General features: G+C 41.0%; 28 protein-coding genes, 1 tRNA gene and 1 pseudogene (1 of these 30 running past the window's edge). 10 read left to right on the forward strand and 20 right to left on the reverse strand.

Features of this window, described 5'->3' with window-relative positions; genetic code table 11:
• Positions 1-33: 33 nt before the first annotated feature.
• Both DW930_RS07230 and DW930_RS07235 read right to left on the reverse strand, forming a co-directional pair.
• Positions 34-1089, reverse strand: coding sequence for an ABC transporter permease (locus DW930_RS07230; RefSeq protein WP_123159659.1), 1056 nt, complete (start codon positions 1087-1089; stop codon positions 34-36).
• Positions 1086-1817, reverse strand: a complete 732-nt coding sequence (locus DW930_RS07235) for an ABC transporter ATP-binding protein (protein WP_123159660.1) — start codon at positions 1815-1817, stop codon at positions 1086-1088. The genes DW930_RS07230 and DW930_RS07235 overlap by 4 nt, the downstream gene beginning before the upstream one ends.
• A 67-nt stretch (positions 1818-1884) precedes the next feature.
• Here DW930_RS07235 and DW930_RS07240 point away from each other — a divergent pair, with 67 nt between their 5' ends.
• Positions 1885-2298, forward strand: coding sequence for an HIT family protein (locus DW930_RS07240; RefSeq protein ID WP_123159661.1), 414 nt, complete (start codon positions 1885-1887; stop codon positions 2296-2298).
• Between the two features lie 13 nt (positions 2299-2311).
• A complete protein-coding gene (locus DW930_RS07245; RefSeq protein ID WP_123159662.1) occupies positions 2312-2605 on the forward strand; it encodes a hypothetical protein in 294 nt (97 codons plus the stop codon).
• A 59-nt stretch (positions 2606-2664) separates the two neighbouring features.
• Here DW930_RS07245 and DW930_RS07250 read toward each other — a convergent pair whose 3' ends face one another.
• From DW930_RS07250 to DW930_RS07265, 4 genes are all read right to left on the reverse strand, one after another.
• Positions 2665-3834: an LCP family protein gene (locus DW930_RS07250; RefSeq protein ID WP_123159663.1), complete on the reverse strand. Its 1170-nt coding sequence runs from the start codon at positions 3832-3834 to the stop codon at positions 2665-2667.
• Positions 3831-4364: a GNAT family protein gene (locus DW930_RS07255; protein ID WP_123159664.1), complete on the reverse strand. Its 534-nt coding sequence runs from the start codon at positions 4362-4364 to the stop codon at positions 3831-3833. The genes DW930_RS07250 and DW930_RS07255 overlap by 4 nt, the downstream gene beginning before the upstream one ends.
• A gap of 2 nt (positions 4365-4366) precedes the next feature.
• Positions 4367-4816 carry a tRNA (adenosine(37)-N6)-threonylcarbamoyltransferase complex ATPase subunit type 1 TsaE gene (tsaE, locus tag DW930_RS07260; RefSeq protein ID WP_123159665.1) on the reverse strand — a complete coding sequence of 150 codons (450 nt, stop codon included), beginning with the start codon at positions 4814-4816 and terminating at the stop codon, positions 4367-4369.
• A gap of 123 nt (positions 4817-4939) precedes the next feature.
• Positions 4940-6361, reverse strand: coding sequence for an NCS2 family permease (locus DW930_RS07265; RefSeq protein WP_123159666.1), 1422 nt, complete (start codon positions 6359-6361; stop codon positions 4940-4942).
• A gap of 263 nt (positions 6362-6624) precedes the next feature.
• Between DW930_RS07265 and DW930_RS07270 the strand changes: the two genes are divergently transcribed.
• From DW930_RS07270 to serS, 7 genes and pseudogenes are all read left to right on the forward strand, one after another.
• Positions 6625-7437, forward strand: a complete 813-nt coding sequence (locus tag DW930_RS07270) for a Cof-type HAD-IIB family hydrolase (protein ID WP_123159667.1) — start codon at positions 6625-6627, stop codon at positions 7435-7437.
• A gap of 259 nt (positions 7438-7696) precedes the next feature.
• Positions 7697-7783: pseudogene (locus DW930_RS07275) on the forward strand (alcohol dehydrogenase); the annotation flags it as partial.
• 361 nt (positions 7784-8144) lie between these two features.
• Complete coding sequence (locus DW930_RS07280; RefSeq protein WP_117745211.1) at positions 8145-9134, forward strand: PTS sugar transporter subunit IIB; 990 nt, start codon at positions 8145-8147, stop codon at positions 9132-9134.
• A gap of 27 nt (positions 9135-9161) precedes the next feature.
• On the forward strand, positions 9162-9965 hold the full coding sequence (locus DW930_RS07285; protein WP_123159668.1) for a PTS mannose/fructose/sorbose transporter subunit IIC: 804 nt from the start codon (positions 9162-9164) through the stop codon (positions 9963-9965).
• 18 nt (positions 9966-9983) lie between these two features.
• A complete protein-coding gene (locus tag DW930_RS07290) occupies positions 9984-10895 on the forward strand; it encodes a PTS system mannose/fructose/sorbose family transporter subunit IID (RefSeq protein WP_123159669.1) in 912 nt (303 codons plus the stop codon).
• Between the two features lie 78 nt (positions 10896-10973).
• A complete protein-coding gene (locus DW930_RS07295) occupies positions 10974-11342 on the forward strand; it encodes a DUF956 family protein (RefSeq protein WP_123159670.1) in 369 nt (122 codons plus the stop codon).
• Between the two features lie 217 nt (positions 11343-11559).
• On the forward strand, positions 11560-12837 hold the full coding sequence (gene serS / locus DW930_RS07300) for a serine--tRNA ligase (protein WP_123159671.1): 1278 nt from the start codon (positions 11560-11562) through the stop codon (positions 12835-12837).
• A 110-nt stretch (positions 12838-12947) separates the two neighbouring features.
• Here the strand turns inward: serS and DW930_RS07305 are convergent, their stop codons facing one another.
• From DW930_RS07305 to DW930_RS07365, 13 genes are all read right to left on the reverse strand, one after another.
• Positions 12948-13718, reverse strand: coding sequence for an acetyl-CoA carboxylase carboxyl transferase subunit alpha (locus DW930_RS07305; protein ID WP_023022250.1), 771 nt, complete (start codon positions 13716-13718; stop codon positions 12948-12950).
• The gene (accD, locus tag DW930_RS07310) at positions 13718-14578 is read right to left on the reverse strand and encodes an acetyl-CoA carboxylase, carboxyltransferase subunit beta (protein WP_042361364.1); all 861 of its coding nucleotides are present in this window, start codon (positions 14576-14578) and stop codon (positions 13718-13720) included. The genes DW930_RS07305 and accD overlap by 1 nt, the downstream gene beginning before the upstream one ends.
• An 88-nt stretch (positions 14579-14666) precedes the next feature.
• Entirely contained in the window at positions 14667-16034 is a 1368-nt protein-coding gene (locus DW930_RS07315) for an acetyl-CoA carboxylase biotin carboxylase subunit (RefSeq protein WP_023022246.1), read from the reverse strand.
• A gap of 10 nt (positions 16035-16044) precedes the next feature.
• Complete coding sequence (gene fabZ, locus DW930_RS07320; protein WP_006596902.1) at positions 16045-16467, reverse strand: 3-hydroxyacyl-ACP dehydratase FabZ; 423 nt, start codon at positions 16465-16467, stop codon at positions 16045-16047.
• Entirely contained in the window at positions 16464-16952 is a 489-nt protein-coding gene (gene accB / locus DW930_RS07325; RefSeq protein WP_123159672.1) for an acetyl-CoA carboxylase biotin carboxyl carrier protein, read from the reverse strand. Before accB ends, fabZ begins: the two co-directional genes overlap by 4 nt.
• A gap of 1 nt (position 16953) precedes the next feature.
• Complete coding sequence (gene fabF / locus DW930_RS07330; protein WP_117745218.1) at positions 16954-18186, reverse strand: beta-ketoacyl-ACP synthase II; 1233 nt, start codon at positions 18184-18186, stop codon at positions 16954-16956.
• An 18-nt stretch (positions 18187-18204) separates the two neighbouring features.
• Positions 18205-18939: a 3-oxoacyl-[acyl-carrier-protein] reductase gene (fabG, locus tag DW930_RS07335; protein ID WP_123159673.1), complete on the reverse strand. Its 735-nt coding sequence runs from the start codon at positions 18937-18939 to the stop codon at positions 18205-18207.
• Between the two features lie 11 nt (positions 18940-18950).
• Positions 18951-19871, reverse strand: a complete 921-nt coding sequence (fabD, locus tag DW930_RS07340; RefSeq protein ID WP_123159674.1) for an ACP S-malonyltransferase — start codon at positions 19869-19871, stop codon at positions 18951-18953.
• 24 nt (positions 19872-19895) lie between these two features.
• Positions 19896-20861 (reverse strand): enoyl-[acyl-carrier-protein] reductase FabK, encoded by a 966-nt coding sequence (gene fabK / locus DW930_RS07345; RefSeq protein ID WP_048688761.1) that lies wholly within the window; start codon positions 20859-20861, stop codon positions 19896-19898.
• A gap of 110 nt (positions 20862-20971) precedes the next feature.
• Positions 20972-21196 carry an acyl carrier protein gene (locus DW930_RS07350; RefSeq protein ID WP_003003892.1) on the reverse strand — a complete coding sequence of 75 codons (225 nt, stop codon included), beginning with the start codon at positions 21194-21196 and terminating at the stop codon, positions 20972-20974.
• A 55-nt stretch (positions 21197-21251) separates the two neighbouring features.
• Entirely contained in the window at positions 21252-22226 is a 975-nt protein-coding gene (locus tag DW930_RS07355) for a beta-ketoacyl-ACP synthase III (protein ID WP_023027703.1), read from the reverse strand.
• Complete coding sequence (locus DW930_RS07360) at positions 22226-22660, reverse strand: MarR family transcriptional regulator (RefSeq protein WP_006597415.1); 435 nt, start codon at positions 22658-22660, stop codon at positions 22226-22228. Before DW930_RS07360 ends, DW930_RS07355 begins: the two co-directional genes overlap by 1 nt.
• 98 nt (positions 22661-22758) lie before the next feature.
• Positions 22759-23550 (reverse strand): enoyl-CoA hydratase, encoded by a 792-nt coding sequence (locus DW930_RS07365; RefSeq protein ID WP_123159675.1) that lies wholly within the window; start codon positions 23548-23550, stop codon positions 22759-22761.
• A 213-nt stretch (positions 23551-23763) separates the two neighbouring features.
• Here DW930_RS07365 and DW930_RS07370 point away from each other — a divergent pair, with 213 nt between their 5' ends.
• On the forward strand, positions 23764-25113 hold the full coding sequence (locus tag DW930_RS07370) for an aspartate kinase (RefSeq protein WP_123159676.1): 1350 nt from the start codon (positions 23764-23766) through the stop codon (positions 25111-25113).
• A 75-nt stretch (positions 25114-25188) separates the two neighbouring features.
• Here DW930_RS07370 and DW930_RS10535 read toward each other — a convergent pair.
• Positions 25189-25236, reverse strand: a tRNA-Ser gene (locus tag DW930_RS10535); it runs 91 nt beyond the window's last position.

Below are 25236 nucleotides of genomic sequence, written 5' to 3' on the forward strand. Positions count from 1 at the left end.
TCCGTAAAAAGTTTCCCATCTATTTTACTAATTTTAAGGCGTTTCGTCAACTAATCGTCTCACCTTGAAAGGTGCATAAACATAGGCTAAAAAGGCTGTGAAAGCTAGCAAGCCCAAGACGAGAAGTTTGTCTTCAAAGACCACCAATCCCAGACCTCCCTCAACGAGAACCACAAACAAAGTCACCGATTGAACTGTTTGAAGAAGCCCTCGTGTTTTAGCACGCATTTCCAAGGGGAAAAGACGAGTTAAATATTGATAGTCAAAGGCCTTGTAGAGCCCGAGCAATTGAAAAACAAGTAAATAATTCAAAAGTCCAGCGACAGCCACTGCTACTAGTGTTTGCGGGATGAAGAGAAAGACAGCTATTGATAGTCCTAATAGACGCAGACTCATGGAAAACAGATCTCCATTTCTGAGATAAGAACGGAGATACAGGTTGTTCCAGGTCTTGCCACTGACTTTCGGGACCATTTTTGTCAGCTTATCTAAATAAGCCCGCCGTTTTACGCTATTAGTCATTCCTTTTACTGTTGTAAAAAGGGCAAAAAACCTTAGAATACTTTGCTTTCTCAGATTTTCAAGCTCTACGATTCGCTTCCAATCAAGACCCGCCTGGTTATAGAATCTTTTTCCCTTTCCTTGAAAAACAAGAACTTTCAACAAGAAGAGAAGAGTCAAATAAACCACTACAATGGTAAGAGACAGTCCTAGAGCCAGAGCCAAAGGGACAAACAGGACGAGCACAAGGGTTTGCACAATCCCCCAGAAAATAGTCGCTCGTAAGGTCTGTTGTTTCAAATAGCCTTTCAATTCCTCTTCTTTTACTAGGAGGAAAATCATGTCCGGCTTCTCAACATAGGTTGCAATTGAACCAACTGGAAGTAAGAGAAAGGGAGCTAGAGCAAGTATAACAAGGAGAAGGTTCTTATCTTCTGGTAGAGAGCGCAAAAATTGGCTGTACTGAACTGCTAAAAAACCTAGAAAAATCAAGAGAAAGAGAACAAAGTGATCATTAAACACATAGCGAGAATATTTCAAACACTGATTGCGAAAGATCGCCTTCCTCTTTTGTAGTACTTCTATCATCGGTCAGCCTCTTTTGTTAGTGCAAGGTAAATCTCATTCAAATCCGCATCTGCCATTCCAAACTCTGTCCGCAATTCCTCTAAAGTCCCCTGGGCACGGACCTGCCCCTTATGGAGGATGACAAAGGCATCACACATTTTTTCAGCAGAATCCAGAACATGGGTACTCATTAAAATAGATTTTCCTTTTTCTTTCTCTGCATTCAATAGTTGAATTAAATCTGAGATTGCAACTGGATCTAAGCCTAAAAAGGGCTCATCCACAATAAACAAACTTGGATCAACAGCAAAGGCACAAATGATCATGACCTTTTGTTTCATCCCCTTAGAAAAATGGACAGGAAACCAATCCAATTTTTCCTCTAGTCGAAATTGTTTCAAGAGAGGAGTTACACGCGCAAAAACAGCTTCTTGATCCAAATCATAGGCCATAGCTACTGTTTCAATATGCTCACGCAAGGTTAACTCTTCATAAAGGCTAGGGGTTTCTGGGATATAACCAATTTTTTGACGATAAGCACTTGGAGAAGCAACTAGAGTCAAGTCATCAATCCGGATTTCACCAGCATAGGGACGCAGGAGACCAATAATTTCATTAATGGTCGTTGATTTCCCTGCCCCATTCAAGCCGATCAATCCAATTAATTGGCCATCGCCAACCTCAAAACTAACATCTTTTAAGACAGGGATATTGACATAGCCTCCTGTCAGGTTTTTTATTTCTAACATATTTTCTTTGCTTTCTGGTATAATGTTCTTATATTATAACAAAATCTAGCTAAATTGAGGTATATTTATGGTTTCGGATTGTATTTTTTGTAAGATTGTTTCTGGAGACATTCCTGCTTCTAAGGTCTACGAAGATGACCATTTTCTTGCTTTTTTAGATATCTCCCAGGTCACTCCAGGCCATACCCTTGTGATTCCAAAAAAACATGCTCGCAATCTGTTGGAAATGACACCAGATGAAACGGCTTATCTCTTTAACGTCGTTTCAACAGTCACCAAAAAAGTGGAAAGTGCTACGCAACCTCAAGGGATGAATATCATTAGTAATATGGAAGAAATCGCAGGACAATCTGTCTTCCATACTCATGTCCATATTCTTCCACGCTACTCTCAAGATGACGACTTAAAGATTGATTTCATCGCCCACGAACCCGATTTTGATCACCTTGCCCAATTAGCCAAGGATATCTCAAACCATTAAAAAGGAGCTTACTATGAAATTAAGAGATCTATTTTGGTTTGCGACTGGAGCAACCATCAGCTATCAACTTGTTAAAAATCGCGAACCTCTGAAAAATGAATTCAGCGAAACCAAACAACTAACCGAAGGAATCCAATCAAACCTTTCTAACATCAAAAAAAATATTGAAATCATCCAAGAGCAAAGAGTCCTTTTAAATCAATTACTGGAAGACTTTTCCTATAAAGCAAGGGTCTTCTCTCAGCAAGCCAATGCTTCTGTAGAACAAATCCAAACTATTTGGTCTGAGAAATCAAATCACGAATAAGCAAAAAAGGTTTTGAGACAGTCGTCTCAAAACCTTTTTATTTTTAGAAGAGAAATGATTTAGTTTCCTCCATCACCAGCTACTGTTGTATCCGTAGAAGGAGTCACTGCCGGTTGGTATTGTATAATTGCTTCTGAGCTTACAGTAGTTTCTGGAACATAGGAAGGTTCATAATATCCTCCACCAGTATCCTGGCTCGATTCTACTGGAGCTTCACCACTTTCTGATGAAACAGTTCCACTAGCTTCGTCTCCATCTAATAAAACAGCACTCGTTTTAAGCTTGCGCAAAGGCGATAAACCAAGACTTTTACGCAGTATATTCTGCATCTTCAACAGGTGTTCTGAAGTAACAATTTGGTAACTTCCGCCATCGGCAAGGGTAGCATCTTCACCTTTCAACTGTTCCATACGAATGTTCTTCAAGGCATCTCGATAGCCCATCAACTGCATCAAACTATCCGTATCCAAGGAGATATTGGTCTGCATATTATCACTAACCGCTTCAATAATTCCTTGATAATTGCTCAGACCATCCAAAGTCAATATTTTCTTGATGATCTTTTCGATGACTTCTCGTTGACGTTTTTGACGACCATAGTCTCCTTCTGGATCTTGATAACGCATCCGTGAGTATACTAACGCTTGTTCTCCGTCAATTTCTTGACGACCAGGTGGAATTTTAGCTGTATACTCCGGTTCATTTTCTTCAATCGAAATATCGAAATCAAATGGATTGTTTACCGTTATTCCGCCGACCTTATCAACCAGTTGGACTAGGCCTTTCATATTAATCATCGCATAACGGTCAATATGAATATTCATCAAATCTTGGATGGTTTCAATGGCCAACTCGGCCCCACCTTGAGCATAAGCTGCGTTCAGCTTAGCTTGAACCGTTTCTCCATCCTGCGTAATATTGGTTAAGATATCCCGTTCCAAACTCATAATCGTTGTCTCACTCGTTTGTGGATTCACCGTCACCAGGATCATGGTATCACTGTTTCCTACCCACTGATCCTCTCGTGAGCCTGATCCAGTATCGACCCCCATGAGCAAGATGGTCATTGGTTTGTTTTCTGCAATGACATTGTTTTCACCGCCGATTCCTTTATAGGTCTTACTCAAGGTATTTGTCGACTGATTAAGGATGGTCAGCCCGTACGCCCCAATCCCAATCGTCGTTACTGCTAACAAACTAAAAAACATTAATAGAATTTTTTTAATCATTGATTCTGTCCATCTATCAGTTTGCCCATTAGGTAAACATCCAGATATTCCCCTTCCTTGTATACGCCTCTCTTGCGGAGACCTTCAATTTCAAATCCTAGCGTTTGGTAGAGATGGATAGCCCGTTCATTTCGAACTTGGACACTGAGGTCTAACTTCCGAAGGAGGTTGGTACCTTCCGCCCATGCGATTCCTTCTTCTAGAAGAAGGCGACCTAAGCCTTTATTCCAGTATATCTTCCGGATAACAATAAAGAGATCTCCAATATGGCGCAAGGCTCTATTTTGATCCGCGACAATATTTAAGACGCCTACCAGATCCTCACCCAAGTATAACAAGAGACATAATTGATTGTCTGTTTGCGCTTGTTTTTCCACAAACATTTCCAACTCTTGCTTGGTCATCCCAAGTCCTTCTGGAGCCAAGGTCGTAAAATCAGATTCAGTCGCTACATCTTTAAAAAAGTCGAGTAAAGACTGTGCATCCGAGGCTTCAGCCTCTTTCAAAAAGAGATCTAGTACCTGTTCCATCTTCAAGCTCCTACAGAAGTCAAAAATGACTCCCTTAATTGTTCAGCACGTTCACCGACAGCTGACAAGCGTATCTCACGTCCATCACCGTCCTTGAGTAGTTCAACCTTTAAATATCCAGCGGGAAGGCTGGTCTCTAGCAACTCTCCCCACTCAATGACGGTAACCCCTTCACCAAACAAAAAGTCATCCAAATCAATCGAATCTGGATCGTCCCCTATACGATAGACATCCAGGTGATACAAAGGCAAGCGACCTTCATATTCTCTCACGATAGTATAAGTAGGACTTTTGATCATCTGACGAATGTCCAAACCTTGAGCAAGGCCTTTTGTAAAGGTTGTTTTCCCTGCCCCCAAATCTCCAGTAAGAATCACTACATCCTGTTTTTCTAATCGTTGACCCAACTGTTTCCCAATCGCAATCAACTCTTGTTCATTTTGACTTTTCATTCCACCATTATACCAAAAATAATTGATTCTTGCCCACAATTTTTAGTCAATCATCCTTCTAGCTCACATGAAACAATAAAAAGAAGCTTGGACTATTTGTCCAAGCTTTCCTCTATTTCCATTCTAGTGCAAGGCCATACTGATAAAGTTCAGGATAAACAAAGCATCTAAAATCCAAATCATACTGTGAACATCTTTGGCTTCACCTTTGACAAGTTTGGTCACTGTATAGGTAATAAAACCTGCTGCAATCCCATTTGTGATTGAATAGCTGAACCCCATAAAGATAGAGGTGAAGAAGGCTGGTACAGCTTCTGCCATATCATCCCAATGGATGTTTTTCAAGCTACTTAACATCATGATCCCAACGATAATCAAAATTGGTGCTGTCGCAGCAGTTGGAACAATGGCAAGAAGGGGACTAAAAATACTTGACACAGCAAAACAAAGGGCTACTACGAGGGCTGTCAGACCAGTCCGTCCACCAGCTCCAATACCCGCAGCTGACTCAACATAAGTCGTCACATTCGAAGTACCTGCAATAGCACCAACAGATGTCGCTACGAGGTCTGAATAAAGGGCTTTATCCAATTTAGCGGATTGGTGATTTTCACCATTTGTGGCAACAATACCAACTTTTTCACCTGTTCCAATCAAGGTACCAATAGTATCAAAGATATCTGTCAAGGAGAATGCTAAAATGGCCATCAAGGTTTCAGGAAGACGAGAAGTATTGGTAATCAAAGAACCTAATCCTTCTGAACCAAGTGCAGCACCAAAAATTTTCCCAAGATCATTGACAGCTGCTCCAAGATGGGTACTACCAAAGTCAATCGTTGAAAGATCAACAATGCCAAATACAATAGCGAGGACTGTTGTCGTAAGGATAGATAGAATAATTCCTCCTTTAATGCCCTTGATGACAAAGAAAACAGTAATAGCTAAGCCAGCCAATGCAAGGAGGACTGTCGGACTATTGAAATTAACAAGTCCTGGGACCGCTGCAGAATTTGCTGTAATCGCCGCATTTGCCTTATCAGCCCCTTCTCCTGCTACTGTATAGGTATGTGGATCAATCGAAAACTTCAACAGACCAGCATTTTTAATTCCAACATAGGCCAAGAAAATTCCGATACCAGCAGAGATAGCTGAACGCAAAGCATTTGGAATTGACTCAATAATCATTTTCCGAACATTAGTTAATGTGATAACCAAGGAAATCAATCCGCAAATGAAGACCATTCCCAAAGCTTCTTTCCAAGAATAGCCCATCCCAAATACCACTGTAAAGGTAAAGAAGGCATTCAAGCCCATCCCCGGTGCTTGGGCATAAGGTAGATTGGCATAGAAAGCCATCATGAGAGTTCCAACGACTGACCCAATAATGGTTGCTAGAAATACTCCTTGAGCAGGCATACCTGTTTGGGAAAGCATTTGAGGGTTTACAAACAAGATATAAGACATGGCAAAGAATGTCGTTAAACCAGCTAATACCTCTGTACGAACCGTCGTTCCGTGTTCAGATAGTTTGAAAAACTTATCCATTTTTCCAATAAACTCCTTAAAAAAATAAATCTGTCCGCGATTCAATCACGAACAATACCAATATTTTATCAAATATCATTCACTTTTACAAGCGATTCATCTGGACAATCTTTCGTGGCACATCCTTTACCATTCGAAAGACTGAAATTTTCCTATTTATCTGGTATAATGGTAGCATTCTTCTTAAAATATGGTGCTCTTTACTCTATAAAACATTCCTTGTTTAGAGTACGAAAAACCATACAAATGAAAGGATTTTTCCTATGAATAAAAAACTAATCGCTGTCGATTTAGATGGCACCTTATTAAATTCTGAGAGTAAATTATCACCCTATACGATTGAAACCATCCAGAAAATCAGTGAACAAGGCCACCAGGTCATTATTACAACTGGGCGTCCCTATCGAATGGCAGATCATATCTATAAGGAATTGGGTTTGGAGAGTCCCATGATTAACTTTAACGGTGCTCTCACTCATATTCCAAATAAAAAATGGTCGAAAGAACTATCGATGACTCTTGATAAAAAATACCTCCTAGATATGGTCGAGAGAGAAAATGACATCCAGGCGGACTTTATTGCAGGGGAGTATCGCAATAAGTTCTATGTCACCCACACCTACCACCATACTATTGATCCCGCCTTATTTGGGGTTTCTAAAATCTCCTCCAAAACAAAATTTGAAGCTCGTAAAGTTACCGAAAATCCAAATGCTATCCTCTTTCAAACACGCGCTAAAGATAAGTATGCTTTAGCCGAAGAAATGCGTGACTACTACCATCATGAGTTGGAAATCAATAGTTGGGGGGGACCGCTCAACATTCTAGAGTGCGCTCCAAAAGGGGTTAATAAAGCCTTTGCCCTCAACCATCTCCTCGAGACTTACGGACTTGATCGGAAAGACTTGATTGCTTTTGGGGATGAGCAAAATGATACAGACATGTTGGCTTTCGCAGGAACTGGTTATGCTATGAAAAACGCCAATCCTGTCCTTCTCCCCTATGCGGATAAACTAACCGATTATACCAATGATCAGGACGGCGTTGCTCGTCAACTAGAAAAACTCTTCCTATAAAGCGAACCGCTTGAATCACCTTTTACAAGAAGGGATTCAAGCTTTTTGTTTTCTTATTTAATAAGAAAACAGGGGCCTATCCTTTTCCGAAAATTATTTAACCGGTCAAATTTATTTTCAGAAAATTTTCTATGTAAACGCTTACTAACCAATAAAGTTTGTGAAAAAATTAACATAACAAAAATAAAAAAGGAGCCCAGCTCGTTTCATACGATAATGATTTTAGTAATTTTACTTCTCGTTTTATTACCGTCTCTAACGCCCAGTAGGAGATGCTGTTAAAGTCTTTGACGAAATGGAAGCTGGAACCATTCAAGGACGTATGGTACTTGACTTCACCAACTAAAACCGATCTATAAGACTAGTCCAACTGGGCTGGTCTTTTTTATTTCTCACAAGCAGGGCCTGAAAGGAGTTTCTATATCTTTATTTTACCCCTTAGAACCGACTACTAATCATTTCAAAAACTCCGAATCCCCTTCACTCCCATTTTGTCAAGGATTTCCAAAGACCTTCCTAGTTCAGTAGTGAAAAACTCTGCTAGCACCCAAAAATAAATATTAACAATTTAATATATTAAAGATTTTCTTTTTCCTTTAATTTAGTACTGAAAAATTGACTTTATGATGAAAACGTTTTATAATAAATAAGCTTAAAGTTTTCTTAAACTGAAAGTCAAACAAATTTTATAAGGAGGAATGTCAATAATGAGTATTGGTATCATTATTGCTAGCCACGGTGAATTTGCAGCTGGAATCCACCAATCTGGCTCGATGATCTTTGGGGATCAAGAGAAAGTTCAAGTGGTTACGTTCATGCCAAGTGAAGGCCCAGATGATCTCTATGCTAAATTCAATGCTGCTGTTGCCGCATTTGATGCAGAAGATGAAATCTTGGTTTTGGCTGACCTTTGGAGTGGTTCTCCATTTAACCAAGCAAGTCGTGTCATGGGAGAAAATCCAGATCGTAAATTTGCGATCATTACTGGATTAAACCTTCCGATGTTGATTCAAGCTTATACAGAGCGTTTGATGGATGCAAATGCTGGCGTTGATAAAGTTGCTGCAAACATCATCAAAGAATCTAAAGATGGAATCAAAGCTCTTCCAGAAGAATTGAATCCTGTCGAAGAAGCAAGCACTGCTTCCGCTGCCCCTGTTGCCCAAGCTGCTATTCCAGAAGGAACAGTGATCGGAGATGGCAAGCTCAAGATTAATCTTGCTCGCTTAGATACTCGTCTCCTTCATGGACAAGTCGCTACTGCTTGGACTCCTGATTCAAAAGCAGATCGCATTATCGTTGCTTCAGACTCAGTTGCCAAAGATGAACTTCGTAAAGAGTTGATCAAGCAAGCAGCACCAAATGGTGTCAAAGCAAATGTTGTCCCAATTCAGAAATTGATCGACGTTGCAAAAGATCCACGCTTTGGTGAAACACATGCTTTGATCTTATTTGAAACACCTCAAGATGCCCTTCGTGCCATCGAGGGTGGTGTTCCGATTAAAACCTTGAACGTTGGTTCAATGGCCCACTCAACTGGTAAAACCATGGTTAACAATGTGTTGTCAATGGATAAAGAGGATGTGGCTACATTTGAAAAAATGCGTGATCTTGGAGTGGAATTTGATGTCCGTAAAGTACCAAATGACTCTAAGAAAGATTTGTTTGACTTAATTAACAAAGCGAACGTTCAATAATCGATTACTTACGAAAGGATTTTAAACATGTCTATTATTTCTATGGTATTAGTGGTCGTTGTTGCCTTCTTAGCTGGTCTTGAAGGTATCCTTGACCAATTCCAATTCCACCAACCACTTGTTGCTTGTACCTTAATCGGTTTGGTAACAGGTAACTTGACTGCCGGTGTTATGCTTGGTGGTTCCCTTCAATTACTTGCACTTGGCTGGGCAAACATTGGTGCCGCAGTTGCACCCGATGCAGCTCTTGCATCAGTCGCTGCTGCGATTATCTTGGTTCTTGGTGGTGACTTTAGCTCTAAAGGAATCGCTGTGGCTCAAGGTGTCGCTATTCCACTTGCAGTTGCTGGTCTTTTCTTGACTATGATCGTCCGGACTCTCTCTGTTGGTTTGGTCCACACAGCCGATGCTGCTGCTAAAAAAGGGGATTTCAAAGGTGTAGAACGTGCTCACTTTGTAGCTCTTCTTCTTCAAGGTCTCCGTATCGCCATTCCTGCAGCCCTTCTTTTGATGATCCCTGCTGAAACTGTTAAAGGTGCGCTTGAAGCGATGCCTGCTTGGTTGTCAGACGGTATGCAAATCGGTGGTGGTATGGTTGTAGCCGTTGGTTATGCCATGGTTATCAACATGATGGCAAGCCGTGAAGTATGGCCATTCTTTGCCATCGGTTTTGCTCTCGCAGCTGTTAGCCAATTAACCTTGATCGCCCTTGGAGCGATTGGTGTTGCTCTTGCTTTGATTTACCTTTCACTTTCTAAGAAAGGTGGCAACGGAGGTGGCGGAGCTGCTACTTCTAATGACCCAATCGGCGATATTCTCGAAGACTATTAAGAAAGGTGTGACACTATCATGACTGAAAAATTACAATTATCTAAATCAGATCGTCAAAAAGTTTGGTGGCGTTCAACCTTCTTGCAAGGTTCTTGGAACTACGAACGGATGCAAAACTTGGGGTGGGCTTACTCATTGATCCCAGCTATCAAAAAACTCTATACCAAGAAAGAAGACCAAGCGGCAGCTCTTGAGCGTCACATGGAGTTCTTCAACACTCACCCATACGTAGCTGCTCCAATCATCGGGGTAACTCTTGCTCTTGAAGAAGAAAAAGCAAACGGAGCTGCTATTGATGATGCTGCTATCCAAGGGGTGAAAATCGGTATGATGGGGCCTTTGGCTGGTATTGGAGATCCAGTCTTCTGGTTTACAGTTCGTCCGATCCTTGGAGCACTTGGTGCATCTCTTGCCTTGACTGGTAATATCCTTGGTCCACTCATCTTCTTCTTTGCATGGAACGCAATTCGTATGTCCTTCTTGTGGTACACCCAAGAACTCGGATACAAAGCAGGTTCTGAAATTACTAAAGATATGTCTGGTGGTATCTTGCAAGACATCACAAAAGGTGCATCTATCCTTGGTATGTTCATCCTCGCTGTCTTGGTAGAACGTTGGGTATCGATTAAATTCGTCTTCAATGTTTCTTCTGTCAAATTAGATGACAAAGCTTATATCCACTGGGATAAACTTCCTGAAGGATACAAGGGAATCCAAGAAGCCTTCGCTCAAGTTGGTTCAGGCCTATCTCAAACACCTGAAAAAGTTACAACTTTCCAACAAAACTTGGATTCATTGATTCCTGGTTTGATGGGATTACTTCTTACTTTTGCTTGTATGTGGTTGCTTAAGAAAAAAGTATCTCCTATCACCATCATCATCGCCCTCTTTGTTATCGGTGTCTTGGCACACGTTGCCGGCTTGATGTAAGCAAAAATCAACAAAAAGAAGGTTTCGACCTTCTTTTTATTATGATATAATAGACTTACTTGAAATCAGGAGGAAAAAATGGCGCAATCGCAGAATAAAACCGTGGAATTCCATACCACAGGTGTCTCTTATCTAGGAGTGGGAGGAAAGGTTGGAAAAATGTTAGTTGGGAACGTGGCTTTTGAATTTTATGCAGATGCTAATGTAGAAGACTATGTCCAAATTCCCTGGAAAGAAATCGAACAGATTGGAGCCAACGTATCTGGGCGTAAAATTAGCCGCCATTTTGAAATCTATACCAAGGAAAGCAAATTCCTCTTTGCTTCTAAAGACTCGGGAAAAATCTTAAAAATTGCCCGTGAACACCTTGGAAATGATAAAATTGTCAAATTGCCGACCTTGATTCAAACCATCGCAGCTAAAATAAAAAATCTATTTGCAAAATAGCTTCTTTTCTTGTATAATAAACGAAAACGGATAAGTAAGTTAAGAGGCTCTTTCAGAAAGTCTGCGGTTGCTGTGAGCAGATAGAAACCTTAATTGAAATTCTACCGTTTCTTTAAAATACAATATTGAATCAAGTGCACACCTGTGAAGTTGGATGGAACCGTGGCCCTGCCACTCCAACACTATAACAGGTGTGTTTTTTGTTAAAGGAGAAGCTATGTTAGATATTAAACGAATTCGTACCGATTTTAATACGGTTGCTGAAAAATTGGCGACACGTGGTGTAGACGCTGCTATCTTAAATGAGATGAAAGAAATCGATGCTAAGCGCCGTGACATCTTAGTCAAGGTTGAAACCCTTAAGGCAGAGCGTAACACCGTTTCTGCTGAAATTGCTCAAGCTAAGCGCAACAAGGAAAATGCAGATGACAAGATTGCTGCCATGCAAACCCTATCTGCTGAAGTCAAAGCGCTAGACGCAGAATTAGCGGAAATCGATGCTAAATTGACAGAATTTACCACTACTCTTCCAAACATCCCAGCTGACAGTGTTCCTATTGGTGCAGACGAAGACGATAACGTAGAAGTTCGCCGTTGGGGAACTCCTCGTGAGTTTGACTTTGAACCAAAAGCCCACTGGGATCTTGGCGAGGACTTAGACATCCTTGACTGGGAACGTGGTGGGAAAGTCACTGGTGCCCGCTTCCTTTTCTATAAAGGTCTGGGAGCTCGTTTGGAACGTGCTATCTACAACTTTATGCTAGATGAACACGGTAAGGAAGGCTATACTGAAGTCATCACCCCTTACATGGTCAACCATGACTCTATGTTTGGTACTGGGCAATATCCAAAATTTAAGGAAGATACTTTTGAACTCAGCGATACTAACTATGTCTTGATCCCAACTGCTGAAGTGCCTCTAACGAACTACTACCGTGATGAAATCATCGATGGCAAAGATCTACCAATCTACTTTACTGCTATGAGTCCATCTTTCCGTTCAGAAGCTGGTTCTGCCGGTCGAGATACTCGTGGCTTGATCCGTTTACACCAATTCCATAAGGTTGAAATGGTCAAATTTGCCAAACCGGAAGAGTCATATGAAGAATTGGAAAAAATGACAGCCAATGCTGAAAACATTCTTCAAAAACTAAACTTGCCATACCGTGTTGTTGCTCTTTCTACAGGAGATATGGGCTTCTCAGCTGCTAAGACTTATGACTTGGAAGTTTGGATTCCTGCACAAAATACTTACCGTGAAATCTCAAGCTGTTCCAATACAGAAGATTTCCAAGCCCGTCGTGCGCAAATCCGTTACCGTGATGAAGCAGATGGTAAAGTGAAACTTCTTCACACCTTGAATGGTTCTGGATTGGCTGTTGGACGTACAGTGGCAGCTATTCTTGAAAACTATCAAAACGCAGATGGTTCTGTAACCATTCCAGAAGTCCTTCGACCATACATGGGTGGAGCTGAAGTTATTGCACCAAAATAAGATAAGATAAGATAAGATAAGATAAGATAAGATAAGATAAGATAAGATAAGATAAGATAAGATAAGATAAGATAAAAAAACTGAGTCTTGCATCTGCAAGCTCAGTTTTTTTAATATTTACGAAAACGCTGGTAGCGTTGCTCTAGCAGATCTTCGAGAGACAAAGCTTGTAGTTCCTTCAATTCTGCTTGAATTTCCTTCTTCACTTGAGCTAGTAGTTCTCCATTTGAGAAACCATGCTCCGGAATCACCTTGTCCACAATATCCATATTTAACAACTCATGCGAAGTAATCTTCATCAACTCAGCAGCTTCCATGGCACGGCTTCCATCTTTCCATAGAATAGAAGCAAATCCTTCTGGACTCAAGACGGCATAGATAGAGTTCTCCAACATCCAGACCTTGTCCGCTACAGCCAGAGCAAGGGCGCCACCTGAGCCTCCTTCTCCGATGATAATTGCAATAATCGGAACCTTTAAATCACTCATTTCCATGAGGTTGCGGGCAATAGCCTCACCCTGTCCCCGTTCTTCAGCGCCAACACCTGGGTATGCACCCGCAGTATTGATGAAGGTTACTACTGGACGACCAAACTTCTCCGCCTGTTTCATCAGACGCAAAGCTTTTCGATAACCTTCAGGGTGGGGTTGACCAAAGTTTCTACTGAGGTTATCCTGAAGATTCTTTCCTTTTTGAATCCCGACAACCGTTACCGCTTGATCTCCAAGCCAACCAATTCCACCAATCACTGCACCGTCATCTCGGAAATTCCGATCTCCATGTAGTTCGATAAAGTTTTCAAAAATTCCATGAGCATAATCAAGAGCTGTCAAACGTCCTTGGTCACGAGCTTCTTTAATAATTTGTGTTATTCTTGTCATTACTTCCCTCCATGAAAGGCTAACAAGTCTGCGATTGTTGAACGCATATCACTACGCTGGACAATCACATCCACAAAGCCATGCTCTTGTAAAAATTCAGCCTTTTGGAAATTATCCGGCAACTGTTCCCGCACGGTTGACTCGATCACTCGACGACCTGCAAATCCCACAAGGGCTTGACTCTCTGCAATGATGATATCCCCTTCCATTGCAAATGACGCCGTTACCCCTCCTGTTGTTGGGTCTGTTAGAACGGTAAGATAAAACAAGCCTGCTTTTGAGTGTCTTTGAACAGCTGCAGAGATTTTAGCCATCTGCATCAAACTGACGATTCCTTCTTGCATCCGAGCACCACCAGAAGCTGTAAAGAGCACGACTGGGAGCTTTTCTTCTGTCGCCAATTCAAATAGGCGGGTAATCTTTTCACCGACCACAGAGCCCATAGAAGCCATGATAAAATTGGAATCCATAATACCAAGAGCGACTTTATGGCCCCCGATCTTTGCAGTTCCTGTTAACACAGCCTCATCAAGCCCTGTTAATTCACGAACAGTCGCCAATTTCTTCTTGTAGTTTGGAAACTTAAGCGGGTCCTTGGTCTCAATACCCGTAAACAGTTCAATAAAGCTTCCTGGATCAATCGTCAATTGAAGCCGTTCTACAGCAGAAATACGGAAGGTATAGCCACACTTAGGACACAGACGTTCACTTCCTAGATCCTTTTGGTAAATGGTATGTTTACAGCCCGGACACTGAGAAAACAACTCATCTGGAACCTCTGGTTTCGGCTGAGGTGCTTCAATGGCCGACCGATTGGGATTAATTCGAATGTACTTATCTTTTTTAGAAAATAAAGCCATCAACTTCTCCTTACTTGGTAAAAGAACTTTGTAATTGTGCGCATTCATTCCTTGTGAAAATGAATCTCACATTTACAAAGTTCAATGCTTATTGATTTTTCTGATAATTTGGTAAAAATTTTTCCATCAGAAAGGCGGTATCGTAATCACCAGCAATCACATTCGAATCTGAAATCAAATCCAATTGGAAATCACTGTTGGTCATTACACCGTCAATTTCCAACTCATAGAGGGCGCGTTGCATCTTCATCAAGGCATCGAAACGATTCTCTCCATGGACAATGATTTTGGCAATCATACTATCGTAGTAAGGTGGAATCGTATAGCCAGGATAGACTGCAGAATCCACGCGCAAGCCAACCCCTCCACTTGGAAGGTAGAGATTGGTGATCTTTCCTGGACTTGGTGCAAAGTTAAAGGCAGGATTTTCCGCATTGATCCGGCATTCAATGGCATGACCGGAAATCTGGATATCTTCTTGACGCACAGACAATTCTTGGCCTTCAGCAATCTTAATTTGCTCTTTCACGATATCAATTCCTGTGACAAATTCCGTCACGGGATGCTCAACTTGAACCCGAGTATTCATCTCCATGAAGTAAAATTCACCTTTTCCTTCATCATAAAGAAACTCAATCGTCCCAGCATTTTCATAACCAACAGATTCGGCTGCTCGGACGGCTGCAGAGCCGATTTGGTCTCGAATCGTCTTTCCAATTGCAACGGACGGGGATTCTTCAAGAACCTTTTGATTGTTTCTCTGAAGCGAGCAATCCCGCTCACCCAAATGAACCACATGTCCAAATTGGTCAGCTAAAATTTGCACCTCAATATGACGAGCAGGATAGATGACGCGTTCTAGGTACATCGCACCATTGCCAAAGGCTGCCTTAGCCTCTGTTGAAGCAGATTCAAAGGCTGGAACCAGGTCTTCTGCCCGTTCCACTTTACGTATTCCTTTACCTCCACCTCCAGCTGAAGCCTTCAACATGACAGGATAACCAATCCGATCTGCAACCTTCAAGGCTTCTTCAGCAGAATGAACTTCTCCATCTGATCCTGGAATAACAGGCACACCTGCTTTAATCATTTGCGCCCGGGCATTAATTTTATCTCCCATCATATCCATGACAGATCCTGATGGTCCGATAAACTTAATTCCGACTTCTTCACACATGGTTGCAAACTTCGAATTTTCACTTAAAAATCCAAAACCTGGGTGAATGGCTTCTGAACCAGTTAGAACTGCCGCAGATAAGACGGCATTCATATTCAAATACGACTCTGTTGACTTGGCAGGCCCAATACAAACTGCTTCATCCGCAAGTAAGGTATGCAAGGCTTCCTTATCAGCCGTTGAATAGACAGCGACTGTTTCAATTCCTAATTCACGAGCAGCTCGAATAATCCGGACCGCAATTTCACCACGATTCGCGATTAAAATTTTTCGGAACATAGAAACCTCCCTAGTTACCAATTGCAAATGTCAGGGTTCCGCTAGCAGCTAATTTCCCGTCGACTTCCGCTTTTGCTTCCACGACCGCAATCGAGCCACGACGCTTAACAAAGGTAGCCGTCATCACGAGCTGATCTCCCGGAACAACTTGTTTTTTAAATTTAACCTTATCCATTCCAGCGTAAAAGACTAATTTCCCTTTATTTTCTGGTTTGGACAATTCTAAGACACCGGCAGTTTGTGCCAAGGCTTCCATAATGAGAACACCTGGCATAACTGGGTAGCTTGGAAAGTGCCCATTAAAGAAGGGCTCATTGATCGTAACATTCTTGATGGCTACAATCGTATCCTCGCTTGTTTCAAGGACGCGATCCACCAATAACATAGGGTAGCGGTGCGGAAGAGCCTCTTTAATAGCTTGAATATCGATCATTTAATCCGCACCAATCCTTTCCCAAACTCAACCATTTCTTCATTTGAAACAAGGATTTCCGTTACAATTCCATCCCTTGGTGCAGGAACTTCGTTCATGACTTTCATTGCTTCAATAATCAATAGAGTTTGGCCTTTTGAGACGCTATCTCCAACCTGAACAAAGGCTGGTTTATCTGGACCTGAAGCTAAATAAGCTACACCGACAAGAGGACTTTCAACTACTTCCCCTTCTGCTGCCACTGCTGGAGCAGCTTCTGGAGCTGGTACTGAAGGAGCAACTGTTTCTTCTGCAAGAACAACAAGGCTCTCAACAGCGGGTGCTGTTTCCTGAACTACAGGAGCTGGAGTAGCCGGTTGCAGGCTGGCTACACTGCCAGAGTTTTTACTAAATGATAGCACATCAGTTGCATTTTGATAGGTAAATTCACGAAGACTGGATTGGTCAAATTGACTCATTAAGTCTTTAATTTCTTGAATATTCACTTTATCCCTCCCAACGTTTAAAGGCTAAGACAGCATTGTGTCCTCCAAATCCAAATGTATTGGAAATAGCATAAGAAATCGGACGCTCTTGGCCTTCACCAAAGATGACATTGGCTTCAATATAATCTGATAACTCTTGTGTTCCAGCAGTTTTTGGAACATATTGATGGCGAATTGCTTCGATCGTTGCAATGGCTTCAACTGCTCCTGCTGCTCCCAAGAGGTGACCTGTAAATGATTTTGTAGAAGATACTGGAACTTCTGTACCAAATACAGAAACGATTGCACCACTTTCTCCTTTTTCATTTGCTGGAGTAGAGGTACCATGGGCGTTGACATAACCAACTTGAGCTGGTTCAATTTCTGCCTCATCTAAAGCCAACTTCATTGCCTTGATAGCTCCTTGGCCTTCTGGATGTGGAGAAGTCATATGGTAGGCATCACAGGTATTTCCGTAACCCACGACTTCAGCAAGAATGGTTGCACCACGTTTTTCAGCGTGTTCCAAACTTTCAAGCACCAACATTCCTGATCCTTCTCCCATTACAAATCCATTCCGATCTTTATCAAATGGAATAGAAGCACGAGTTGGATCTTCTGTTGTTGAAAGAGCTGTTAGGGCTTGGAAACCGGCGATTGCAAATGGCGTAATAGAAGCTTCTGAACCACCTACCAACATCAAATCTTGGAAACCAAACTTAATAGCGCGGAAAGCATCCCCAATCGCATCATTTGAAGAGGCACAAGCTGTGTTGATTGATTTACAAATTCCATTAGCTCCAAAACGCATCGCAACATTCCCAGATGCCATATTTGGCAGAGCTTTTGGAAGGGTCATTGGTTTGACACGTTTTGGTCCTTTTTCATGCAAACGAATCACTTGATCTTCGATTTCTTTGATGCCACCGATACCAGAAGCAACAATAACACCAAAACGATCTTTATCAATTGCCTCTACGTCTAAACCTGCATGATTCACAGCTTCTTGAGCTGCATACAAAGCATATAAAGAGTAGTTATCAAAGCGATTTGTATCTTTCTTGATAAAGTACTTATCAAATGGAAAATCTTGGATTTCAGCTGCATTATGAACAGCAAAGTCACTGTGGTCAAATTTTGTGATCGGACCAATTCCAATCTTTCCTTCTTTTAAGCTATTCCAAAATTCTTCTGGAGTGTTTCCGATTGGAGATGTCAAGCCATAGCCTGTTACAACAACACGATTTAATTTCATTTCAAAACCTACCTCTTTTTATTGCATGGTTAAGCCACCATCAATTGCGATGACTTGCCCTGTTAGATATTCTTGAGTCGCAAGAAAGACTGCAACATCTGCCACTTCTTCTGTATTTCCAAATCTTTTCATTGGAATTTGAGCGAGAGACATTTCTTTAATTTTTTCCGGAAGTCCTTCTGTCATATCAGACTCAATGAAGCCCGGAGCAATGACATTGACTCGAACATTTCTTCCGGCTACTTCACGCGCTACCGATTTAGAAAAACCGATTAAACCAGCTTTCGAGGCAGCATAGTTAGCTTGTCCAACATTTCCTGTCAGACCGACAACACTCGACATGTTAATGATAGCACCTTCACGTGCTTTGGTCATCGGTTTTAAGACTGATTGTGTCATATTAAAAGCACCAGTCAAATTCACCTTCAAGACTTGCTCAAAATCTTCTTCCGTCAATTTTAACATGAGCTTATCATTGGTAATCCCAGCATTGTTGACAAGAATATCTACTGATCCAAGTGCGTCAATCGCTTCCGCCACCATTCGCTTCGCTTCCGTAGCTTGGGATACATCCCCAGTAACGCCAACAACTTTCACACCGTAAGAGGCAAATTCATCTACTAGGCCTGCTGGTAGTTCTCCACGACTATTTAAGACAATGTTGGCACCTTTTGAAGCAAATTTATGAGCAATAGCCAATCCAATGCCTCGACTTGAGCCAGTAACAAATACATTTTTATTCTTTAGTTCCATAGTCACCTCATCTATTCGTTCAGTAGGGCATCAAGGCTAGCCTGATCCTCAACATTTTTTGTTGGAAGAGTTTTATCGATTTTTTTCAAGAAACCAGTCAAGACCTTACCTGGACCAATCTCAATCACTTCATCCACTCCAAATTCTTGAATCGTCGCAATCGAATCATAGAAACGAACGGGCTCCATCACCTGGCGAGCCAATAATGTTTTGATTTCATCTGATTTCATAATCTGCGCTTCTGTATTCCCAACCAAAGGTAAGGTAAAGTCCTTAAAAGTAACTTTTTCAAGTTCAGTCGCTAGTTTCTCACTAGCAGAAGCGAGTAAAGCTGTATGGAAGGGACCAGAGACATTGAGTGGGATTAGACGCTTAGCGCCCGCTTCTTGTAATAATTCAACTGCATAATCTACAGCTTCAACCTCTCCACCAATTACAATTTGAGCAGGGGTATTGTAGTTTGCGGGGGTAACAACTCCCTTCACAGAAGCCTTCTGGCAGATTTCTTCAATCAAGGCAGGATCTGTATTCATAATTGCTACCATCTTCCCACTTCCAGCAGGTGCAGCAGTTTCCATAAATTCACCCCGTTTAGAAACCAAGGCAACCGCTTCTTCAAAAGAAAGAGCGCCCGCAGCAACTAAAGCAGAATATTCTCCTAGAGAAAGACCCGCCACAATATCCGGTGTAATTCCTTTTTCTGCCAACAGACGATAAATAGCAACTGAGGTTGTCAAAATAGCCGGTTGGGTATAGCGTGTTTGATTGAGCTTTTCTTCGTCAGAATCAATCAATTTTCGTAAATCATAACCCAAAATCTGACTTGCGGTATCAAAGGTTTCCTTGACAATTGGATAGGTTGCATACAAGTCACTAGCCATCCCCAATTTTTGAGCACCTTGACCAGCAAATAAGAAGGCACGTTTTGTCACTGTTCTCTTCCTTTCCTTTACTTGTTAGAATTTCACATCAGCCCAGCGAGCTGCTTCTTTCTGAATCACCTTAGCAGCCCCAAGGTAGATATCTTCCAAGATTTCAGCACAGGTTTCTTCTTTGCTTACAAGACCCGCAATTTGCCCCGCCATGACAGATCCGTTATCGACATCTCCGTCCACAACAGCATTGCGAAGTGCACCTGCACCAAGTTCTTCAATTTCTTCTTGAGTCTTCTTACCAGCCAAGAAATCTTTTTCAGCTTGGTTATAGGCAGAAGCCAATTTATTCTTAATCGCACGAACTGGATGTCCAACAACCGACGCAGACACCACTGTATCAATGTCCTTAGCTTTCAAGATTTTATTCTTAAAGTTTTGGTGAGCATTCGATTCTTTAGCAACGACAAAGCGTGTTCCTACTTGAACAGCATCTGCTCCAAGCATGAAGACCGCAGCCGCTCCAGCACCATCTGCTACACCACCAGCACCAATAACTGGAATAGAGACAGCTTCGACCACTTGACGAACCAGGGTCATGGTCGTCAATTTACCAATATGCCCTCCTGCTTCCATTCCTTCAGCAATCACAGCATCTGCACCTAGTTTTTCCATCCGTTTTGCTAAAGCTACTGAAGGTACAACCGGGATAACGGTAATGCCAGCTTCATGGAAGCGATCCATGTATTTCCCAGGATTTCCTGCACCAGTGGTAACAACTTTAACCCCTTCTTCAATGACCAAGTCAACGATGTCATCCGCAAAAGGAGAGAGGAGCATGATATTCACCCCAAAAGGTTTGTCAGTAATGGATTTGACACGATCAATATTCGCTTTGACAACTTCTTTAGGTGCATTTCCTCCACCGATGATTCCAAGACCACCCGCATTGGATACAGCGCCCGCTAGATCACCATCAGCGACCCAAGCCATACCACCTTGGAAAATTGGATATTTAATATTTAATAATTCTGTAATTCGTGTTTGCATAGTACCTTCCTCATTTTCGCTTAAGTAATAGTTTGAAAGCGGTTCTTTGCTTTGAGCGTCAAACTATTACCTAAACAAGAGAGAATATCTTTCGATACTCTCATCCATTATTATTTAGTTTTCTCTTCTACGTAAGCTACAAGGTCACCTACAGTAGACAATCCTTCTTCAGTTTCAATTTGAATGTCGAATGCATCTTCAATTTCTGAAATCACTTGGAACAAATCCAATGAATCAGCTTCAAGATCTTCAAAAGTAGACTCAAGTGTTACTTCTGATGGTTCTTTACCAAGTTCTTCAACGATAATTTCTTGTACTTTTTCAAATACTGCCATGATTGGCCTCCTTAAAATAATTAAAAATTTTTAAAATGTGTTTCCACATATTTAACTAGATTGTAACAAGAAGTGAGCCCCATGTCAAACCTCCACCAAATCCAGACAGAAGAATTGTTTGACTTCCATCCAATTTGATCAGTCCCTGGTCGACACACTCCGATAATAAAATTGGAATACTTGCGGCACTAGTGTTACCATATTCCATCATGTTTGCAGGAAGTTTTTCCCGATCAACCCCGATTTTCTTAGCCATTTTATCTAGGATACGGTCATTTGCTTGGTGCAGAAGAAAATAATCAATCTCCTCAACAGGCACTGGAGCAGCTGCTAACACATTTTTAATACTCTTAGCCACATCCCGAATAGCAAAATCAAAGACTGCTCTCCCATCCATTGACAAATATTTTTTATCTTCTTCCTTATCAGAATATGGTGAAGATAAACCAACAGATGATGATTGAAGAACCTCTCCACGGGAACCATCTGAAAACAGACTTTCTGCTAAAAAAGTTTGTTGCTCGGAAGCTTCCAATAAAACGCCACCAGCACCATCTCCAAATAAGACTGCTGTTGTCCGATCTTCCCAATCGATCACTTTCGACAAGGTTTCACTTCCGATAACAATTCCTCGTTTGTACTGTCCAGAGCGAATAAACTTTTCAGCAGTCGCAAGCGCAAAGACAAATCCACTACAAGCAGCTGTCAAATCAAAAACAAAAGCTCTAGAGGCCCCAATTTTAGCTTGAACGCGAGCAGCTGTAGATGGCATCATAGAATCCGGAGAAATTGTTGCAACAAAGATAAAATCCAACTGATCCGCATGTAAACCACTCTTTTTAAGTAAGCGACGAGCTACTTCCGCAGCTAAATCGCTGGTTGATTCCGACTTGGATATATGTCGCTTCCGAATTCCCGTCCGACTTGCAATCCACTCATCGCTGGTATCCATCCGTTCAGAAAGATCTTGATTGGAAATCACTTGGCTAGGCGAATAATGGGCTACTTGACTTATTTTTGCAAAAGTCATTATTTCAACTCCTCCAAGAAACGATAAAGGTTCTGCAAACCTTTTTGCATCACTTTCCGTTCATCTGGAGACATCCCATCGATAATCTGATTGACCATCCGCTTGTGAAATTGTTGGTGAAGGCGATACAAGAGCTTTCCTCTTTTTGTCAAACTCAAATGGACAACACGACGATCAACTTCAGATCTGGTTCGTTCAATATAACCTTTTCGTTCAAGATTATTTAAACTGGTAGTGACTGTACCTAACGTTACCATTAACGAACGCGAAATATCACTTGGAGTTGCGTTTGGTGTTGAGCCGATCACATCAATTGTGTGCATTTCCTTAATAGAAACATCATTAAAACGACTGCTACGTAGACTAGTTTCTTCGATGACTAATACGTTGTTAAAAATGGATGTAAGATAATCATTGACTAGTTGAAAATTCAAAAACCACACCCCCTATTCATTACTTTGATAATCGAATTTTATCAAAATTCAAACCAAATAGCAAGACTCAACAACAAAAACATAAAAATTTTACGTTTTTATTTTCCTTGGAATTTTGGACGCCGACGCTCTGAATATGCAATAACTCCCTCTTTGAAGTCTTCTTTTAGAGATAGATTTCTTTGTAACCTCAACTCAATTTCGGCATAGCAATCCCAGTCAGTCAACATACTAGACCATGCCAACTCCTTAATCGCAGCAAAAGAATTGTCTGAGCTCCGTCTTAACTTCATGAGAAGTTGGTTGACAGTCTTTTCTAATTTCTCTACTTCAGAAACCTTATAAACAACGCCATATTCTAGAGCCTTCTCAGCACCTAATGGTTCACCAGTCATCGCTAACTGACTTGCTCTACTCAAACCAATCGCTCTTCCTAAAAGGAAAAGACCACCAGCATCAGGAGCTAAACCGACTCCCACAAAGGCTTGAATAAACTTAGCTTTATCAGAAGCAATACAAAAATCTGCCGCTACTGCCATATTAGCAGTTGCTCCTGCAACCGCACCATCTGCGACCATGATCACCGGTTTTGGAATTTGCTTCATCCTTTTGGAGATTTGATTAACCAATTCCGCAATTTGCGTTAAAGAATCGATATCATCGGCATCGACAGCCCGTTTCATCTCTGCTAAATCACCACCGACTGAAAAAACCTTTCCGACTGCTTTAAATAAAATAAAACGAACGTCTGCGTTCTTCTCAGCTAATTCTAATGCTTCAAGAATTTCCTGACACATTGGAATGTTAAAACCATTTGAAACCTCAGGCCTATTTAAAATAATAGATGCGAGATCCTCTTCTACAGAAAATATAATCGTTTCGAACACCATAAGGCACCTCTTTACTAATTAGCTATTCAAATTATTTGATAGTTGAACTTGTTTATTTTTATATTATTTTAGCACAACTACTTTGAGAAGTAAATTACATTTTCATAACAAAGTGTCTCAGCCGAAAGACTCCCTTGATAACAGTGGTATTTTAGTTTGTAACAAGGCTCTATCTTTGGTATAATTTAAAGAAAGTTGTGTAAAGGAGTCCACATGAAAGTAGTTAAATTTGGTGGTAGTTCATTAGCATCTGCTACCCAGCTAGAAAAAGTATTCAATATCGTTAAAGAAGATGAAACCCGTAAATACGTTGTCGTCTCTGCCCCAGGGAAACGAAATCCTGAGGATACAAAAGTTACAGATGCCCTCATTAAGTATTACAAAGAATATACCAACGGAAAAGATACTAGTCAAAGTCAAGAATGGATTATCAATCGCTATCGTTCTATTACAGAGGAGCTAGACTTGGACGAGGAAATCATTGAAGAGATTTCTAGAGATATCAAGTCTCTTGCAACACTGCCCAAATCCGATAACACCTTCTTATATGATACTTTCTTGGCCGCTGGAGAGAACAACAATGCAAAACTAATCGCAGCATACTTTGTAAAAAAAGGGTTAGATGCAAAATATATTCATCCAAAAAATGCAGGTATTTTTGTAACAAGTGAACCTTGCAATGCTCGTATTCTCCCTTCTAGTTATGACAAGATTGAAGAACTGATAAACCATAATGAGATTTTAGTTATCCCAGGATTCTTTGGAATTACAAAAGAGGACCAAGTATGTACATTCTCGAGAGGAGGATCTGACATTACAGGATCCATTATCGCAGCCGGAGTTAAAGCAGATCTCTACGAGAACTTTACGGACGTAGACGGTATTTTTGCAGCCCACCCAGGAATCATTAAACATCCTCATTCTATTCCTGAATTAACCTATAAAGAGATGCGGGAATTAGCCTATGCTGGCTTTAGTGTCCTCCATGATGAAGCACTTGTTCCTGCATATCGTGGAAAAATTCCAATGGTCATTAAAAACACCAACAATCCAAAACATCCAGGTACCAAGATTGTGCTGAACCATACCGATGAAAATGTTAAAGTTGTTGGAATAGCAGGAGATTCTGGATTTGTCAGCATTAATACCACAAAGTACCTAATGAATAGAGAAGTCGGTTTTGGTAGAAAACTATTACAAATTTTAGAAGATTTGAATATTAGTTGGGATCACATGCCAACTGGAATTGACGATTTATCGGTTATTCTACGTTCGAAAGAATTAACCCCAATTAAAGAACAAGAAATCTTAAAACATTTAATCCAAGACTTACAAGTGGACTATGCAGAAATCGAACATGATCTTTCTATTATCATGATAGTAGGAGAAAATATGAAAAATCAGATCGGTGTAACTGCAACAGCTACGAAAGCTTTATCAGAAAACAACATTAATATCCAAATGATTTCCCAAGGATCCAGTGAAGTTTCTATCATGTTTGTAGTTAATCAAGAACAAGAAAAACAAGCCATAAAAGCTCTATACAATGTATTCTTTAACTAAAAAAAGGTTCGAAAGAACCTTTTTTACTTATCTAATAAAAAAGAAAAATAAAAAAAAACCCCTTTCGGGCACTTACTCCGCCAGTAGGACTCGAACCTACGACATCATGATTAACAGTCATGC

Source organism: Streptococcus sp. AM43-2AT, assembly GCF_003603405.1.
GTDB lineage: Bacteria > Bacillota > Bacilli > Lactobacillales > Streptococcaceae > Streptococcus > Streptococcus ilei.